Source organism: Pseudomonas sp., assembly GCF_030684895.1.
Lineage (GTDB): Bacteria > Pseudomonadota > Gammaproteobacteria > Pseudomonadales > Pseudomonadaceae > Aquipseudomonas.
This window is the reverse complement of sequence record NZ_JAUXXP010000072.1, coordinates 13,880-31,709: the sequence shown is the minus strand read 5'-3', so window position 1 is coordinate 31,709 and position 17,830 is coordinate 13,880. Positions and strand designations below refer to the sequence as shown.

At 64.0% G+C, this 17,830-nt stretch carries 10 protein-coding genes; all 10 read left to right on the top strand.

Going from position 1 to position 17,830, the window contains the following annotated elements; genetic code table 11:
- The first annotated feature begins 96 nt into the window (after positions 1-96).
- The 10 genes from Q8M42_RS16205 (at position 97) to Q8M42_RS16160 (ending at position 17,827) form a co-directional block, all read left to right on the top strand.
- Positions 97-1,254 carry a PLP-dependent aminotransferase family protein gene (locus tag Q8M42_RS16205; protein WP_304868666.1) on the top strand — a complete coding sequence of 386 codons (1,158 nt, stop codon included), beginning with the start codon at positions 97-99 and terminating at the stop codon, positions 1,252-1,254.
- A gap of 34 nt (positions 1,255-1,288) precedes the next feature.
- Entirely contained in the window at positions 1,289-1,891 is a 603-nt protein-coding gene (locus tag Q8M42_RS16200; protein ID WP_304868664.1) for a glutathione S-transferase family protein, read from the top strand.
- Between the two features lie 115 nt (positions 1,892-2,006).
- Positions 2,007-3,941: a DEAD/DEAH box helicase gene (locus tag Q8M42_RS16195; protein WP_304868662.1), complete on the top strand. Its 1,935-nt coding sequence runs from the start codon at positions 2,007-2,009 to the stop codon at positions 3,939-3,941.
- A gap of 271 nt (positions 3,942-4,212) precedes the next feature.
- Positions 4,213-5,385: an isochorismate synthase MenF gene (locus Q8M42_RS16190; RefSeq protein ID WP_304868660.1), complete on the top strand. Its 1,173-nt coding sequence runs from the start codon at positions 4,213-4,215 to the stop codon at positions 5,383-5,385.
- Entirely contained in the window at positions 5,382-7,022 is a 1,641-nt protein-coding gene (locus Q8M42_RS16185) for a (2,3-dihydroxybenzoyl)adenylate synthase (RefSeq protein ID WP_304868658.1), read from the top strand. Before Q8M42_RS16190 ends, Q8M42_RS16185 begins: the two co-directional genes overlap by 4 nt.
- A 12-nt stretch (positions 7,023-7,034) precedes the next feature.
- A complete protein-coding gene (locus Q8M42_RS16180) occupies positions 7,035-7,907 on the top strand; it encodes an isochorismatase family protein (protein WP_304868656.1) in 873 nt (290 codons plus the stop codon).
- Positions 7,904-11,005, top strand: a complete 3,102-nt coding sequence (locus tag Q8M42_RS16175; RefSeq protein WP_304868654.1) for an amino acid adenylation domain-containing protein — start codon at positions 7,904-7,906, stop codon at positions 11,003-11,005. The genes Q8M42_RS16180 and Q8M42_RS16175 overlap by 4 nt, the downstream gene beginning before the upstream one ends.
- A 9-nt stretch (positions 11,006-11,014) precedes the next feature.
- The gene (gene dhbA / locus Q8M42_RS16170; protein ID WP_370692732.1) at positions 11,015-11,779 is read left to right on the top strand and encodes a 2,3-dihydro-2,3-dihydroxybenzoate dehydrogenase; all 765 of its coding nucleotides are present in this window, start codon (positions 11,015-11,017) and stop codon (positions 11,777-11,779) included.
- A 10-nt stretch (positions 11,780-11,789) separates the two neighbouring features.
- A complete protein-coding gene (locus Q8M42_RS16165; RefSeq protein ID WP_304868652.1) occupies positions 11,790-16,352 on the top strand; it encodes a non-ribosomal peptide synthetase in 4,563 nt (1,520 codons plus the stop codon).
- Positions 16,349-17,827, top strand: a complete 1,479-nt coding sequence (locus Q8M42_RS16160) for an amino acid adenylation domain-containing protein (protein ID WP_304868650.1) — start codon at positions 16,349-16,351, stop codon at positions 17,825-17,827. The genes Q8M42_RS16165 and Q8M42_RS16160 overlap by 4 nt, the downstream gene beginning before the upstream one ends.
- Positions 17,828-17,830 lie beyond the last annotated feature (3 nt).

The window sequence follows — 17,830 nt, the reverse complement described above, 5'->3', positions numbered from 1 at the left end:
TGACGTATCTGCGGTGGTCGTCGTAGTTTCAGGCAAACAGAATTTCGGTCAAACAGTTTGACCTATTTTTATTTGCCTTTGCTACCGGTGATATCCATGGCCTTCTCCGAACGTGTTGCCCGCCTGAAAAGCTCCCTGATCCGTGAAATCCTCGCCGCGGCGCAGCGTCCGGAAGTCATGTCATTTGCTGGCGGCCTGCCGGCCGAACCCATGTTGCCGAAGGTCGAATGGGCTGAGATGCCGGTGAGCATGGGTCAATACGGCATGAGCGAAGGCGAGCCGGCGCTGCGTGAGGCGATTGCCGCCGAAGCCCGTGCCCTTGGCGTGCCCTGCGATGCCAGCCAGGTGCTGATCGTCAGCGGCTCGCAGCAAACGCTGGATCTGGCCAGCAAGCTGTTTATCGATCCGGGCACCGAAGTGCTGCTTGAAGCGCCGACCTACCTCGCCGCGCTGCAGGCCTTCCAGCTGTTCGGTGCCGATTGCATCGCCGTGCCGCAGGAAACCGATGGCCCGCAGATCGAGGCCTTGCGTCAGCGTCTGGAAAACCATAAACCGGCTTTCGCCTACCTGATCCCAACATTCCAGAATCCGTCGGCGGTGCGCTACAGCGAAGCCAAGCGCGACGCCGTGGCGGCGCTGCTCGACGAGTTTGGCGTGACCCTGATCGAAGACGAACCCTATCGTGAGCTGGTGTTCGATGCTGGCAGCGCCACGCCGATTGTCAGCCGCCTGCAGAAGGCCAGCTGGATCTACACCGGCACCGTGTCGAAAACCCTGCTGCCAGGCCTGCGCGTTGGCTATCTGATTGCCACCCCGGATCTGTTCCCCTATTTGCTGCGCCTCAAGCAGTCGGCCGACCTGCACACCAACCGCATTGGTCAGTGGCAGGCGCTGCAGTGGCTGGGCAGCGAGAAGTACCGTGGCCACTTGGCCGAGCTGCGCGACTTCTACCGCATCCGTCGAGATGCCATGCAGGCGGTGCTGGAAGAGCATTTCAGCGACCTGGCCGACTGGCAGATTCCCCAGGGCGGGCTGTTCTTCTGGTTGACCCTCAAGCAGCCGCTGGACACTCGCACGCTGCTGGCACCGGCGCTGGCGCAGAACGTGGCGTTTATGCCGGGCGAACCCTTCTTTATCGACCCGGACGCTCATCCGGGCCATTTGCGACTTAACTTCAGCCACGTCGCACCCGAGCGTTTGAGCGAAGGCCTCAAACGCCTGGCCGAGGTGATTCGTCAGGCGCAAGCAAGCTAGTCCACACGTTCAAGCAGGTTAGGAGGAGGGCGATATGTACAAGGTTTATGGCGATTACCGCTCGGGCAACTGCTACAAGATCAAGCTGATGTTGCACCTGCTGGATCAGCCCTATGAGTGGATACCGATCGATATCCTCAAGGGCGAGACCCAGAGCGACGCCTTCCTGGCCAAGAACCCCAACGGCAAGATCCCGGTGCTGGAGCTGGAAGACGGCACCTGTCTGTGGGAGTCCAATGCCATCCTCAACTTCCTCGCCGATGGCAGCGCGTTTCTGCCCACCGAGCCGCGCCTGCGCACCCAGGTGCTGCAGTGGCAGTTCTTCGAGCAATACAGCCACGAGCCTTACGTCGCGGTGGCGCGTTTTATCCAGCTCTATCAGGGCCTGCCTGAAGCGCGCCGCAGTGAGTACGAGGAGTGCCATGTGCGCGGGCACAAAGCGCTCAAGGTGATGGAGAAGCAGCTGCAGCGCACGCCGTATCTGGTCGGGGAGAACTTCTCGATTGCCGATATCGCGCTGTATGCCTACACCCACGTGGCGGACGAAGGCGGCTTCGACCTGACCCCCTATCCGGCCATCCGCACCTGGCTGGCGCGGGTTGCCAGCCACCCGCGCTATATCGGCATGCTCGACTGACACCCGCTGGGTGAAATGAGCGGTGAGAGGCGCTGCGATTTCTCACCGCTCAGTCGCCAGTTCCCTGTAAAAAGCACTTATCATTCAACGATCTATCTATTCGACTGGGTCGCGAATGCCATCTGCTGTTCAGCGCTACAAGCGGCTGTTGTCCGCCGCCCTGGCGCGCTACTTCCCCCATACCACTGCCTATCTGCGCGCCGAGCGTGAAGCGGCTGCGCCGCTAAACAAGCCTGCACCTCGGGCGAAAAAAGCGCCTGCCAAGGGCCAATCTGCTAGTGCGAAGCTGCCGGCTAAACCGCGCCGCGCGGCGAGTAAACCGCGTATCCAAGGCATTTACGGACCAGCCATGCTGGCGGTCGAGGCTACGCAGAGCCAGGCCATGCGCGAACAGGTGGCGCGAGCGGTGACGGCCGGTTTGCTTAGCGCGCCATCGGCTGAGCAGTGGGCGATGATTCTTAGTAATCATCCGCTGACGCGCATCTTCGCCGGTGCCGGCTCGGGCAAGTCCACCACGTTGGTGCTGCGGGTGGTGTTTATGCTCTGTCACCTGCGCATCAAGCCCGAGCAACTGACGGTGATTTCCTTTACCAATGCCTCCTGTGCCGAGCTGCGCGAACAGCTGCTCAAGGTGTTGGGCTTCTTCAACTATCCCTTCGATGCCGTGCAGGCACGCCAGTGCGTGCGCACCTTCCACTCGGCTATGGGCAGCGTGGCCAAGAGCGTGCTGGATAACCCGCGCTGGTTCGAACAGCTGGATGACCCGCAGGCGGCGAGCCGCGAACTGGATAACCCTCTGAGCGCCGCACGGCTGCGACCGGCCCAGCAGCGTCTGCTCAAACAGGCCTATCAGCAGTGCTATGCCGAGCAGCCGGCGTTTCGGCAAAAGGTGCACAGCCTGCTGCAGTTGCCGCCGCCAGCCGATACGGGTAAGCGCCTGCCCAAGGCGCCATTGGATGCCTACAAGCTGGCAGGCGAGTTCAGTGCTGCGCCGCTGTATGAGGCGTTCTACGCTCAGGCCGGGTTTGCCGAGAGCATCGGTATTGAGGTGTCAGCGCTGCAGCCGCAGATACTGACGGGCCCGACTGCTGTACGTGAATTTAGCGAAGCGCTGCTGCTGTTCTGGCCGTACTTCGAGCGTTCTCTGCAGACGCAGGGACTGATGACCTTTAATGGTGCCTTTGCCCAGCTGACGGCGCGGTTGAGCGCTGGCGGGCAGGGCGTTTCGGTGCAGTTGCTGGCGCCCTTCAGCCATCTGCTGATCGACGAATTTCAGGACATCTCACCGCAGATCGTCCAGTGGCTGCAGGCCGTGCAGCGTACGCTGGCCGGGCAAGGCACAACCGTCAGCTTGATGGCCATCGGCGATGACTGGCAGTCGATCTACGGTTGGCGCGGCAGCTCGCCGGAGCTGTTTATCGACTTTGATCGACACTTTCCTGGTAAAGGCAAAGCCAAGCGCAGCGCGGTGCTGGCCCTGGCCAACAACTACCGTTCGACTGAGCCGATTATCCGCGACGCCGAAGCGCTGCTGGGCGGCGTGCAACATAAACAGGCAAAGGCCAGTCAGGCGATCAAGGCCACCCAGCCGGGCGATCATGGTGTGCGCCTGATCCAGCGTTTCGACAGCAAGGCGCGCCTGCCGGAGCTGCTTAAACAGATCAGCGAGCAGTGCGCCTATGCGGCCGAGCGCAACAGCCGTGAACGCAATGCCGTACTGCTGCTCAGCCGGCGCAACGAACCGCTGCAGGCCATCACCGCGCAGCTGGGCAAGAAACTTCCGGTCAAGGCCTACACCATTCATCGCGCCAAGGGCCTGCAGGCCGAAGTGGCAATCATCCTCGACGACTGCCACCCTCCCGAACCGCATCCGCTGCGCAATGCGCTGTATGCCTACTCCGGCTTCTTCAGCAACAGCTACGACCAGGCCATGCAGGATGAAAGTCTGCGCCTGGCCTACGTGGCGATCACCCGTGGGGTCAGCCGGGTGTTTTGGTACTGCCAGAAAACCCAGGGCGCAACGCGCATCCTGGCAGGGCGGGGCAAGTAGAGGTTCCCGCCCGGTGTCAGTGCTGCGATGTCGTTGGCAGATTGGCTAAATCACTCCGCTTATTCACCCAGACGGGATCGCTGCACTTGTTGGCCAAAGCCGCATAGGGGCTGCAGATTCGCTGCGGATGGCTGCAAATCCCACCGTTTTGTCTCAGTAACCCTCGGGCTAGAGCCTTAGAAATAAATTGACGCAACTTCTGCGAGTGGTTAGCTTTGCCTTTTTATGTAAATGCTAATTGTTCGTATTAGCGTTAAATATGGAGGTTGGAGTGAATGCATTGACGCGTGTCGCTCGTGGGGGCTCCCCGTGGAGTGATATCTATGCACCCACTTATAGGTTCTATTCCCCCGAGGGCGGGGTTGAGGCCAGCGGTTGTTTCCAGGCCATCGAAACACCGGCAGGTGAGGATGGTCACGGCGTTGAACGGGCAGTAGCAGCGGCCTTTGCCCAGGCCAAGGCCGCGGGTTTGAATCAGCCGCTGGTGGTCGGGGTGATTCCCTTCGACAAGCAGCAGCCGTCCAGTTTGTTTGTCCCGCGCCACGTTTCGCGCCTGTTGCCAGTCGCACCGCCGACCAGGGTTTGCGGTTTACCCTGCGGCAAGGCCCGCCAATGTACCGAGCAGCCAGATCAGGCTGGTTTCAAACAAGCTGTCGGCCGAGCGGTTGAAGTGTTGCGTGGCGGCCAGGTGAGCAAGGTGGTGCTGTCGCGGCTATTGCAGCTGGAGTTCGACAACGCACCCTGCGCCGCCACGGTGTTCCAGGGGCTGCGCCAGCAGAACCCCGAGGCTTACCACTTTTCCATGGATTTGCCGGATGGCGGCGTGCTGATCGGCGCCAGCCCCGAGCTGTTGCTGCGTCAACACGGTCGGCACTTTACCTCCAATCCACTGGCCGGCTCAGCCAAGCGCCTGGCTGACCCAGCTGCTGATGCGTTGGTAGCGCAGACGCTACTGCAATCGACCAAGGACCTGTACGAGCATCGTCTGGTAATCCAGGAGCTGGATCGCCAATTGCGCCCGCTGTGCCGCAGTCTGAACGTAGCCGATGCACCTTCGTTGTTGAAAACCGCGCGGCTCTGGCATTTGTCGACGCAGATCGCTGGCGAGCTGGATACGCCTGCATCGGCGCTGAGCCTGGCCTGTCGTCTGCATCCGACGCCGGCGCTGTGCGGCTTCCCGACGGCGGCGGCCAAGCGCCTGATCGCCGAACTGGAACCGTTTGATCGCGGCGTATTTGGCGGCATCGTCGGTTGGAGTGATGCCGATGGCAACGGCGAATGGGCGGTGGTGATCCGCTGCGGCATCGTCGAACACACGCGGGTCAGTCTGTTTGCCGGCGCGGGGCTGGTTACCGCGTCCTGTCCGGAATCGGAGTGGCTGGAGACCGGCAACAAGCTCGGCACCATGCTCTCGGCCTTCGGTCTGGAACGGGAGGCACTATGAGTCTGGTGCCGTTCACGCCCTGGCCGGCGGAATTTGCCGCGCGCTATCGCCAGGCCGGCTACTGGCGCGGTGAGCCGCTGACGCAACTGCTTGAAGCTCAGGTGCAAACGCAGCCCGAGGCTATAGCGCTGATCTGTGGTGATCGCCAGCTGAGCTATGCCGACGTGGCTGCGCAGGCCGCTCATCTGGCTCAGCGCCTGGCCAATCAGGGCTTCGCTCCGGGTGATCGGGCGTTGGTCCAGCTGGGTAATCAAGCTGAGTTCTATATCGTCTTCTTTGCCCTGCTCAAGGCGGGTATTGCCCCGGTCAACGCGCTGTTCAGCCATAGCCGCCTGGAGCTACTGGCCTACGCCGGACAGATCCGCCCGCGGCTGTTTATCGGCAGTCGCCAGCATCCGCTGTTTGTCGATGATAGTTTCCTCGACGAATTGCAGGTCGTTATCCCTGAGCTAGATACGCTGCTGCTCGATGGTGATGCCGACCCTGCGCGTTCGCTGAGCGCCTGGTTGCGGCCGACTGCCGCGCTGCGCGCCTATGCGCCGACGCCAGCCGATCAGGTGGCGTTCTTCCAGCTTTCCGGAGGCAGCACCGGCACGCCGAAACTGATTCCGCGCACTCATGACGATTACGCCTATAGCGTGCGCCGCAGCGTGGAAATCTGCGCGTTCGACCGCCACACCCGCTATCTCTGCGCGCTGCCGGCCGCGCACAACTTTGCCTTGAGCTCGCCTGGCGCGCTGGGGGTATTGCATGCCGGCGGTTGCGTGGTGCTGGCGGCCGATCCGGGGCCGGCGACCTGCTTCCCGCTAATCGCCCGCCACCAAGTGAATGTCAGCGCCTTGGTGCCGCCGGCACTGTCGCTGTGGTTGCAGGCCGCTAGCGGGAGAGCGGCAGAACTGGCCAGCCTGCAACTGTTGCAGGTCGGTGGCGCGCGCTTGCCGGAGGCGCAGGCACAGCGCATCGGCAGCGAACTGGGTTGTCGCCTGCAGCAGGTGTTCGGCATGGCCGAGGGGCTGGTCAATTACACCCGTCTCGATGATGACGAGGCGCACGTCTATGGCACTCAGGGTTGCCCGATGAGCCCAGCGGATGAAGTGCGCGTGCTCGACCGCGCCGGCAACCCGGTGGCGGTCGGTGAGATCGGCGCGCTGCTGACCCGTGGCCCGTACACCATTCGCGGTTATTTCCAGAGCCCCGAACACAACGCCCAGGCCTTCGATGCCGAGGGTTTCTACCGTTCTGGCGATCTGGTGCGACTGCGCGCCGATGGCTATCTGGAGGTGGTCGGGCGGATCAAGGACCAGATCAATCGCGGTGGCGAGAAGATCGCCGCCGAAGAAGTGGAAAACCTGCTGATGGCGCACCCGGCAATCACCCATGCAGCGCTGGTGGCGATGCCCGACACGTCGCTGGGCGAGAAGAGTTGCGCCTTTGTGGTCAGCCGTGACCCGGCGCTCAAGAGCATCGCCTTGCGCAAGTTTCTACGTGGCCTGGGCCTGGCCGACTACAAGCTGCCCGACCGTTTCGAACACCTCGACAGGCTGCCCATGACCGCCGTCGGCAAGGTCGACAAGACCCGTCTGCGCCAGCGTATTGCGGCGCATCTGGCTCCTACTGAATTAGCTCCTACTGAATAAGGAAATCCCCTCATGGCTATCCCGGCTCTGCAGCCCTACAGCATCCCCAGCGAATGGACGCCCAACAAGGTCAAGTGGACGCTTGATCCGGCCCGCGCGGTGTTGTTGATTCACGATATGCAGGCGTACTTCGCCGACTTCTGGGAGGCCGACAGCGCCTTCGTTCAGGCCTTGGTCGAATGTCTGGCAGCGGTGCGTGCGCAGTGCAAGGCCTTGGGCATTCCAGTGGTCTACACCGCCCAGCCCGGCGTGCAAAGCGACGCCGAGCGGGCTTTGCTCAACGACATGTGGGGGCCGGGCATTACCCAGCACCCCGAGCGCCAGGCGATCATCGTCGGGCTGGCCCCGGAGCCCGACGATACGGTGCTGGTGAAGTGGCGCTACAGCGCCTTTCAGCGCTCGCCGCTGGAGCACATGCTCAAGGAACTGGGGCGCGACCAACTGATCATCGGCGGCATCTACGCCCATATCGGCTGCCTGATGACCGCTTGCGACGCTTTTATGCGCGACATTCAGCCGTTCCTGCTGGCCGATGGCGTAGCCGACTTTAACCAGGCCGACCACCAGATGGCGCTGAATTATGTGGCGACCCGCTGCGGCCAGGTGATTCGCTGCGCCGATGTGCTCAACTTGGGCCGCGCGGGCGCTCCGGCGTTGACCCGCGCCGCCTTGCAGGCGCGCCTGCTGAGTCTGCTGGATGAACTGGACGAACCCTTCGATCCCGACGAGAACCTGCTCGACTATGGCCTGGACTCGATCCAGGTGATGGCGCTGCTCAGTGAGTGGCGCGCGCAAGGTCTGGAACTGAGCTTTACCGACCTGGCCAAGACGCCGACGCTGAACGGCTGGTGGAGCCTGATCGAACAACACGGCGGTGCCGCATGAGGCGCTTGGGAGTCGCCCAACAGGGCCTGTGGCACGGCTATGTGCTGAATGAAGACCGCGCCATGTTCAACACCGCCGAATGCATCGCCTTCGCCGGCAAGATCCAGGCGGCACCGCTGATCGCCGCGCTGCGCCAGGCGGTCAGTGAGTGCGAAGCGCTGTCCGGGCATTTCGTGGTCGATGGCGAGCAGCTGTGGTTCAACCCTGCCGAACTGCCGCTCAGTGTGGCGCAGGTGCAAATACCGGTCGGCGTCGATGCCCAGGCCTGGGTGCAGCAGTGGGGCATGGCCGAGATTCGCCAGCCGTTCGATCTGGAACGCGAGCAGCCATGCCGCTTCACCCTGTTGCAGGGCGAGCAGGCGGATTTTCTCTACGGCTGCATTCACCACATCGCCCTCGATGGTTATGGCAGCAACCTGCTCTATCAGCGCGTTGCCGAGCTGTATGGCGCGGCAACGCGCGGTGAACCAGCCGCGCCTTGCGAGTTCGGCGACTACGCCGCAGTACTTGCGGAAGACGCCGAGCGCGAAAGCCAGGGCCGCACGGCTGCAGCCCGCGACTACTGGTGTGAACAGCTGGGTGCGCTGCCCGAGGCAGTCAGCTTTAGCGAGCGTGTCGCGCCGATTTCGGCGACCTTCCTTCGTCATTCGGCAGTGTTTCCGCCGGCGCTGTGGCAGGCCCTTAATCAACTGGCCGAGGCCAACAAGCTCGGCTGGCCAGACTTGCTGCTGGCCGCACTGTCGGCGCAGTTGCGCCAGGTCAGTGGCAGCGCCGCCCAGGTGTTCGGTCTGATGGTGATGAACCGCATGGGTTCGGCCTCCTTCAACGTGCCCTGCATGCAGATGAACATCGCACCGCTGTGCCTCGATCTGAGTGATCAGGTCAACCTGCTCGAAGCTGCGCAGAGCATCGGCAAGCTGCGCCGCAGCAGCCGCAAGCATCAGCACTACCGCTACGAGTCACTGCGTCGCGACCTCGGTCGGGTTGGCGGCGAGCAGCGCCTGTTCGGCCCGCTGATCAATATCATGCCGTTCGACCGGCCGCAGACCTTCGGTGACTGTCCGGCGCGGACCATAAGCCTGAGCGCCGGCCCGGTGGAAGACCTGACCCTGGAAGTGCACCTGGGGGCTAACGGTTTGCCGCTGCTGGATTACGACGCCAACCCGGCGTGCTACAGCCAGGCGCAGGTACGCGCGCTGCAGGAGGAATTGTTCAGCCTGCTGGCCGCCTGGTTGCAGGCCCCGCAACAGCCGCGTGATCAGTTGCTGAGCGCCTGGAGCGCGCAGTACCGCGCGCAACATTTGCTGAGCGCGCCGACCGCCGAGCAGGCCGTAATGGCCGAGGTCGGTTGCGTGCTGTTGGCCATTCGCGCTCAGGCCGAACGGCAGCCGCAGCACCTGGCGCTGTGCCAGGGCGAGCGCCGACTCAGTTACGGTGAATTGCAGGCGCAGGCCGAAACCATCGCCGCCGCCTTGAGTGAACGTGGCGTACAGCCGGGCGAGCGGGTCGGGGCGATGCTCAGTCGCAGCCTTGAGGCGATTGTCGTGCAGCTCGGCGTGCTGCTGGCCGGGGCGGTGTATGTACCGCTCGATCCGGAGCAGCCTGGCGAACGCCAGCGGCTGATCTGCACCACCGCGCAGCTGGCCCTGGTGGTCACCGAGGCGGCGTTCCGCCATCGCCTGGCCGATAGCTACAGCGGCCCAATCGAACTGGCTGGCGTGCTGCACAGCGCCAAGCGCCTCTGCGCGCCGCGTCAGGGCGAGGCAGCGGCCTACCTGATGTTCACCTCCGGCTCTACCGGCACGCCCAAGGGTGTGGAAATCAGCCACCGCGCGCTGGACCACTTTATTCAGGCGGCGCGCCTGCGCTATGGCGTGGATGCCTCGGACCGCATGCTGCAGTTCGCCCCGTTCAACTTCGACGCCAGCATTGAGGAGGTATTTGTCAGCCTCAGCGCCGGCGCGACGCTGGTGCTGCGTACTGATGCGCTGCTGGAGTCGATCAGCGCTTTTGTCGAGGGTCTCGAGCAACTGGCAATCAGCGTGCTCGATCTGCCGACCGCGTTCTGGAACGAGTGGGTAGTGGCTCTGCGCGCCGGCCTGGTACAGGTGCCGGGTGGGTTGAAGAGCGTCATCATCGGCGGCGAGGCGGTCTATCCCGAACAACTGACGGCCTGGCAGCGCATGGCCCCGCCAGCGATTCGCCTGATCAATACATATGGCCCGACCGAAACCACGGTGGTGGCGAGCACCTGCGATCTGCAAGGCGTTGCGCCGGGCGGCGATAGCCTGCCGATTGGTCAGCCGCTGGCCGCTGTCACGGCGCTGGTGCTGGGCCGTGGCAAACGTCCGGCCGAGGAGGGCGAGCTGGTGCTGTGCGGCGCGCAATTGGCCAATGGCTACCTGGGCAGCGATTCGCAAGCCTTTGCCAGCTTGCTGATCGGCGCGCAACAGACGCCGGTCTACCGCACTGGTGACCGGGTGCGGATAGAGGAAGGCCGTCTGGTTTACCTCGGCCGTCTGGATAACGAATTCAAGATCAGCGGCTATCGCATCCAGCCCGGCGAAGTCGAGTCGCGTCTGCTGGCCTTGAGCGGCGTCGATGAGGCTTGCGTGCAGGGCCTGGAACTGGGCAGCGGGCTGCGCCGGCTGGTGGCCTTTATCAGTGGTCCGCGTGACGACGTGCGCGGCATTCGCCAGGAGCTGGCCAAGCTGCTGCCGGCGGCCATGGTGCCGACCGACTACCGGCACTACCCGGCGTTGCCGCGCACCGCGACCAACAAGCTCGACCGCAAGCGCCTGCAGACGGAGTACCTGCAAGGCTCACGCGAGCAGGCGCTGGACGATGAGACCCAGCAACGGGTGCGCAGCATCTGGCAGCAGATTCTCGGCGTCAGTTCGATTCAGGCCGCCGACAATTTCTTCGAGCTGGGCGGGCAGTCGCTGCAGACCATCCAGATCGTCAACCGCCTGGCCAGTGAGTTCGGCACGGCGGTGAAGGTCTCCGATGTTTTCGATCACCCGCGGCTGGCGGACTTCTGCCACTTCCTCGACAGCCGCGTGCTGCAGAGCGAGGCGCAGGTGGAACAGGTTTGGTAAGGAAGCGTCATGCAAATCAACAGACAAATGGATTTCAGCGGTCAGACCATCTGGGTCACCGGTGCCGGCCAGGGCATTGGCCGCAGCGTGGCGGAGGGGTTTGCCCAGTTGGGCGGGCAGGTGATCGGCTTCGATTTGAGCTTCCCCGAGCAGAATTACGGCTTTACCCGCTATGTGCTGGATATTGGCGATGCCCAGGCGGTGCAGCAGGCCTGCTTTGAGCTGCTGGGGGCCCACGGGGTGATCGATGTGCTGGCCAGTGTTGCCGGCGTGCTGCGTCTGGCACCGATTGAGGAGCTGGCACTGGAGGACTGGGACGCCTGCCTGCGGGTGAATGTCTCCGGGCCGTTCTACCTGCTGCGTCAGCTGATGCCACGCTTCAAGGCCTGGCGGCGTGGCGCAGTGGTGGCGGTGAGCAGTAACGCGGCGCATGTGCCGCGCATGCAGATGGCTGCCTACAGCGCGTCCAAGGCGGCGCTGAGCAGTCTGATCCGCACCGCCGGCCTGGAGCTGGCGACCCATGGTGTGCGCTGCAACCTCGTGTCGCCGGGCTCCACTGACACACCGATGCAGCGCGGCATGTGGCACAGCAGTGACGCGCCGGCGCGCACCATCGCCGGCTTTCCCGAGCAGTTCAAGCTGGGCATCCCGCTGCAGAAAATCGCCACCCCGGAAGAGGTCGCCAGCGTTGTGCTGTTCCTGGCCTCCAGCCTGGCCAGCCACATCACCCTGCAAGACATAGTGGTCGACGGCGGCGCAAGCCTGACTGACTGAGAGGACGCACATGAGCACTAATATCATCGGCCTGCTGAACCAGCTGGCCCGCCAGGGCGTGCAGCTGAGTCTGAATGCTCAGGGCCAGCTGGTTTCCCAGTCGAGCAAGGACGCCATCACCCCAGAGTTGGGCCAGCTGATCCGCGCTAACCGCGACGCCATCGTCACCTGCCTAGCTGCCGCCAACGCCTTTGCCGCACCGATCCAGGCGCAGCACGCCGAGAGCGGCCCGCTGTCGTCGTCGCAGAGCGGTTTGTGGTTTATCGAGCAGTACGAGGAAAGCTCGCACCTGTACAACATGCCGGTGTATTTCCGCCTGACCGGCGAGCTGGATGTGCCGGCGCTGGCGTTTGCCTTCGATGCGCTGGCGCAGCGCCACGCCAGCCTGCGCACGCGCTTTGTGCGCAATGCCCAGGGCCGTGGCGAACAGCAGATTTTGCCGCAGCGGCCGCTGCAATTGGACGTTGAGGATTTGTCCGCCCTTGAGCCACAAGGCCGCGAGGCGCAGGTGGCGCAAAGGGTGCGCGAGGAGATCAATCGGCCCTTCGACCTCACCACGGGCGAGCTGACCCGTGTGCACCTGCTACGCCTCGGCGCGCGTGAGCATGTGCTGCTGATCACCCAGCACCACATCATCTCCGACGGCTGGTCGGTGAAGAACATGTTTGCTGACCTCAAAACCGCGTTTCTGGCCTTCCAGAATCGCCAGCCATTGAACTGGCAAGCGCCGGCGCTGAACTACATCGACTACGCCAGCTGGTTCAATTCGCCGCTGTTTCGTGACTATCACGAGCAGTTCAAACCGTTCTGGGTCGAGCGCCTGCGCGGTATTGCCGATGTGCACAGCCTGCCGCTGGATAAACCGCGCCCGGCACATCAGGCCAGTGGCGGCGAGCTGGTGTTCTCGACTATCGACAACGCGCTGTGGGCGCGTTTCAAACAGCTCTGCCAGCGCCACAATACTTCGCCCTTTATCGGCCTGCATGCGCTGTTCGCGCTGCTGCTGGCGCGCCACAGTGGCGAGCGCGACATCGTTATCGGCACGCCGCTGGCCTACCGCGAGCGCCCGGATATCGAAGGGCTGGTGGGCTTTTTCGTCAACACCCTGGTGCTGCGCACCCAGTTGCCTGAACGGCAGAGTTTTAGCGATTACCTGCAGGCTTGCCGCAAGGATGATCTGGAGGCCTTCGACCACCAGCTTTACCGCTTCGAGGCGCTTAGCGAAGCGCTGGGCATGGATCGCCATACGGCGATCAACCCGATTTTCCAGATCATGCTGGTATACCAGGCGCGGGTCGATTTCAACGACCTGATTCCCGGTTGCCAGGCGGTCGAGGAAACCTCGCCGGTGCTGCCGGCCAAGACCGATATCTCGGTCAAGGTCACCGAATTGATGGACTCGGTGCGGGTTGACTGGCTGTACGCCACGGCGCTGTTCGAGCACGCCACGGTCGAACGTTATGCCGAACGCCTGTTGTTGCTGCTGGACGCTGTGGTCGAACAACCCGAGATGGATATCTGGGCGCTGCCGCTGCTCGATCAGCCACTGGTGCAGCAAACCGCCGCGCGCCTGTCCGCGTTGCCTCGTGAATACCCCAATCGGCGCACGGCACTGGGCTTGTTCGAGGACATGGCGCGGCTGCATCCGCAGCGCTCGGCGCTGGGTGTGGGCGAGCAGGCGATAAGCTATGCCGAGCTGGATGCGCGGGCCAATCGCCTGGCGCATTGGCTGCTCAGCCAGGGCTGCGGTCCGGGTGCGCTGCTGGGCGTACTGGCACGCCGCGAGAATGCTTTCGCCGTGGCGGTCATGGCCATCTGGAAAATCAACGCCGCCTACGTGCCGCTGGACCCGGCCTACCCGCGTGAACGCTTGCAACACATCCTTGGCGATGCCGGAATTGAGCTGATCGTCGGCCAGGGCCAACCGCCATTCGCATTGGATGCTGGCGTGCGCTGGGTCGATCTGCAGGATGCCAGCCTGCAGGCGCAGCTGGACGGCATGCCACCGACCACCCCGGCGCTCGGCCACGATCCGCAGCAGCTCGCTCAGGTGATCTACACCTCCGGCTCCAGCGGCTTACCCAAGGGCGTGATGGTCGAGCAGGGCAGCCTGGTCAACCTGCTGCAGGACCATGCCCAGCGCCTGCAACTGGGCTGCGAGGCGCGCATGTTCAACTGCATGTCGCTGTCCTTCGACGCCGGCAATATGTGTGCGCTACTGCCGCTGACCCAGGGTGCGAGCCTGATTTGGGGCGACTCGGACGAAGGCCTGCTGGAACAGCTCGAATGCAGCGCCAGCAGCCATATGATCTGTCCCACGGCCTTGCTCGCGACCCTGCCCGAGCGCGAGTTGCCGGCTTTGCAGGCCATCGGCTTCGGCGGTGAGGCCTGTCCGACCGGGTTGATCGAGCGCTGGGCCGGACGCGTGCGCTTGATCAATATGTATGGGCCAACCGAGGCTACGGTGACTGCGCTGTGCAAGCATTTGCTGCCAGGCAGCAGTCTGAGCATAGGTACGCCCATCGACGGCATGCAGGCGCTGATTCTTGATGAGCTGGGCAACCTCTGCCCAGTCGGCGTACCGGGTGAACTGTGCCTGGCCGGCCTCGGTCTGGCGCGCGGCTATTTGAACCAGCCGCAGCGCACGGCGGCGGCATTCCGCGAACACTGCGTGGCTGGCGTGACCCTGCGCCTGTACCACAGCGGCGACCGTGCGCGGCTGCTGGGCAATGGTGACTATGAATACCTGGGCCGGCTGGATGAGCAGATCAAACTGCGCGGCTACCGCATTGAACCGGGGGAGATCGAAACCCAGCTGACTCTTAGCTGCCCGGCGCTGCAACAGGTCAAGGTACTGGTGCTGCGCGATGGCCAGCGCCAGGCCCTGGTCGCCTACGCGGCGCTCAAGCCCGGTGCAGCTCAGCCGGCGGTCGAGGCGGTGCTGCATGACGTGGCGCAGCGCCTGCCGGAATATATGGTGCCGAGTAGCCTGGTGCTGCTTGAGCAGATGCCGCTGACGCCGAATGGCAAGCTCGACCTGCGCCAGCTGCCGAAGATCGATCTGGCGGCTGGCGGCGAGCATACGCCGCCGGCCAACCCGCTCGAAGTCGAGATCCTCGCCATCTGGCAGGCCGTGCTGAACCAGCCGCTCGGCGTGCAGAGCGACTTCTTCCAGCTGGGCGGCGATTCGATTCTGAGTATCCAGCTGACCACGCGCCTGCGCGATGCCGGCTATCCCTGCTCGGTCAAGGAAGTGTTCGAGGCCAAGACCGTACGCCGCCTGTGCCGGGTGCTGGGCAGCAAGCGTGAGGCGGTCGCGGTACAGGCCGAACAGGGTGTGCTGACCGGCGAGTTCCCCTTGCAGCCGATTCAGCGCTGGTTCTTCGAGCAGCCCCTGGCCACCCCGCGGCACTGGAACCAGGGCGTATTGCTGCGCCTGCCTGCGGGCGTTGCGGTGACGCAGTTGCGCGGTTATTTGCAGCAGTTGTTGCAGCATCACGATGCCCTGCGCCTGGCGGTGACGCCGACCAGTCAGCGTTACCTGGAGAATCTGCCGCTGGCAGCGCCAGCAATCCTCGATTACGCCGAACTGGGCGAAGCCGGTTTGCAAGCGGCACTGACCGAACTGCAAAGCCACTTCGAGCCGATGCTGGGGCGTAGCCTGAGCTGGGCGCTGGTGGAAAACCTGCCGCAGGGTCGCGGGCTGTTTATCGCCTGTCACCACCTGGTGGTCGATGCGGTGTCCTGGCGCATCCTTGCCGATGATTTGGCGCGCCTGCACCGTGGCGAAGCGCTGCCGGCCAAGACCAGCAGCTATCGGCAATGGGGCCAGGGCCTGCTCGCTTATGTGCTGCAAGCCGGCGCGCAACTGCGCTTTTGGCGCGAGCGCATGGCGGCGATGGACTATCGCATCCCGGCCGACTGGATCAGCGTCGAGCCGACCCAGGTGCATCTACTTGAGCTGGAACCGGCGCTAACTCAGCAACTTAGCCAGCACGCCACCCAGGTATTTGCCTGTGAGGTGCGCAGCCTGTTGCTGGCCGCCTTGACCCGCACGCTTAGCGAAATGGGCCTGGGCCAGCGTCAGTGGATTCTCCTGGAAGGCCATGGCCGCGAGTCGATTGACCCGAGCCTGGATGTCAGCCGCACCCTGGGCTGGTTCACCAGCATGTACCCGCTGGTGCTGGATGATCAGGCGGACTGGGCGCAGCTGATCGCGCAATGCGCCGAGCAGCTGCGCCAGGTGCCGGATAACGGCGTCGGTTATATGCCATTGCGCGCCAGCCTGGCGGAACCCAACCCCTTACCGTTGCCGCCCGTGGCGTTGAATTACCTGGGCAGTGCGCGCAGTGGCCTGGGCGACTGGCAGCCGTTGCCCATCGCACCGGGCCGGCCGAGTGCGGCGGACAACCGTTCGGCGGAGCTGATCAGCCTGCATGGCGGGATTTTCGATGGCCGCCTGACCCTGCGGCAGATCGGCTGCCTGCGCGGCGATCTCAGCGAGCAGTTGCTGCAGCGTCTGCGTCGGCACCTGAGTGAACTGGCCGAGCTTGCCGTGGCGGTGCAGCCATGACAGTGATGCAACAGAACCTCGGCGTGCCGCTGCTGGGCACGCACCTGGCGCAGGTGTTCGCCGAGCATGCGGATGCCATGGCGTTGGGCTGGGCAGGCCAGCGTTACAGCTATGCACGCCTGGCCGTGCGCACGGCGGCGATTGCTGCGCAACTGACAGCACGGGGCGTGCCGCCGGGCGCGCGGGTCGGTTTGTACCTGCAGCGCTCGGCTGACCTGTTGGCGGCGACGTTGGCCTGTCTGCATAACGGCCTGTGCTTTGTACCGCTGGACCCGGAGTTCCCCCTTGAACGCTTGCAGGGCATTGCCTACGACGCCGAACTGGCGCTGGTGTTGCAGGATGCCGGGGGTGAAGGCCGCTTTGCCATGCCGAGCCTGCACCTGCGAGACGGTGAAGGAGGCGAGTTGAGTTGGCCGGCGCTGGATGAGCAACTGCCGGCCTATATGATGTTTACCTCGGGCTCCACCGGGCGGCCCAAGGGGGTGGTGATCAGCCGCCGCGCCCTGGCCAATTTCCTTAGCGCCGCTAGCCGTAGGCTGCAGTTGGGCAGCGCCACCCGCTGGCTGTTTATCACCACCCCGGCCTTCGATATTTCCCTGCTGGAAATGCTCGGCCCGCTGTGGGCCGGCGGTGCGCTGGAAGTGGTTGGCAACTCGGCACATAAAGATCCGGACGCGCTGCTCAGGCTCTTGGCCGAACATCCCGAAATCAACACCTTGCAGGCCACTCCGGCGTTCTGGCGCATGCTGCTCAAGGCCGGCTGGCCGGGACGCGCTGGGCTGACTGCGCTGTGCGGTGGCGAGGCACTGGATGCGCCCTTGGCCGAGCGTCTGGTGCCATTGGTTGGCCAACTGTGGAATTGCTATGGCCCCACCGAGGCCACCGTTTGGTCGCTGATGGCGCAGGTGCAGTTGCCGCTCGGCGAGCAGGGCGTGTTGCTGCGCCAGTCCCTGGATGGCTACCGTCACTGGGTGCTGAACGAGGCGGGTGAAGCCTTGGCCATTGGCGGCGAGGGCGAGCTGTGTATCGAAGGGCCGTCGCTGGCCAGCGGCTACTGGGCGCGCGCGGATCTGACCGCACAGAGCTTTATTGCCTGGCAAGGTCGCCGGCTGTATCGCACTGGTGACCGCGTGCAGCGGGTCGGCGAGGATGCCTACCGTTATCTGGGGCGGCGCGACGAGCAGATCAAGCTACGCGGCTTTCGTATCGAACTGGGCGAGATCGAAGTCTGTCTGCGGCGTATCGACGGCGTGCAGGACGCGGCGGTGCGCTTGCATGGCAGCGGCGATGACGCCTGCCTGGTGGCGTACGTGGAGCTGCGCGAAGGCGCTGGATTGGGCCGTATGACCATTCGCCGCGCGCTGCAACAACGGCTGCCGCACTACATGATTCCGGCGCGTATTCTGCTGCTCGATAGCCTGCCGAAAACCGCCAGTGGCAAGCTGGATCGAAAGCGCCTGCCGGCTCCTGAATAGTTG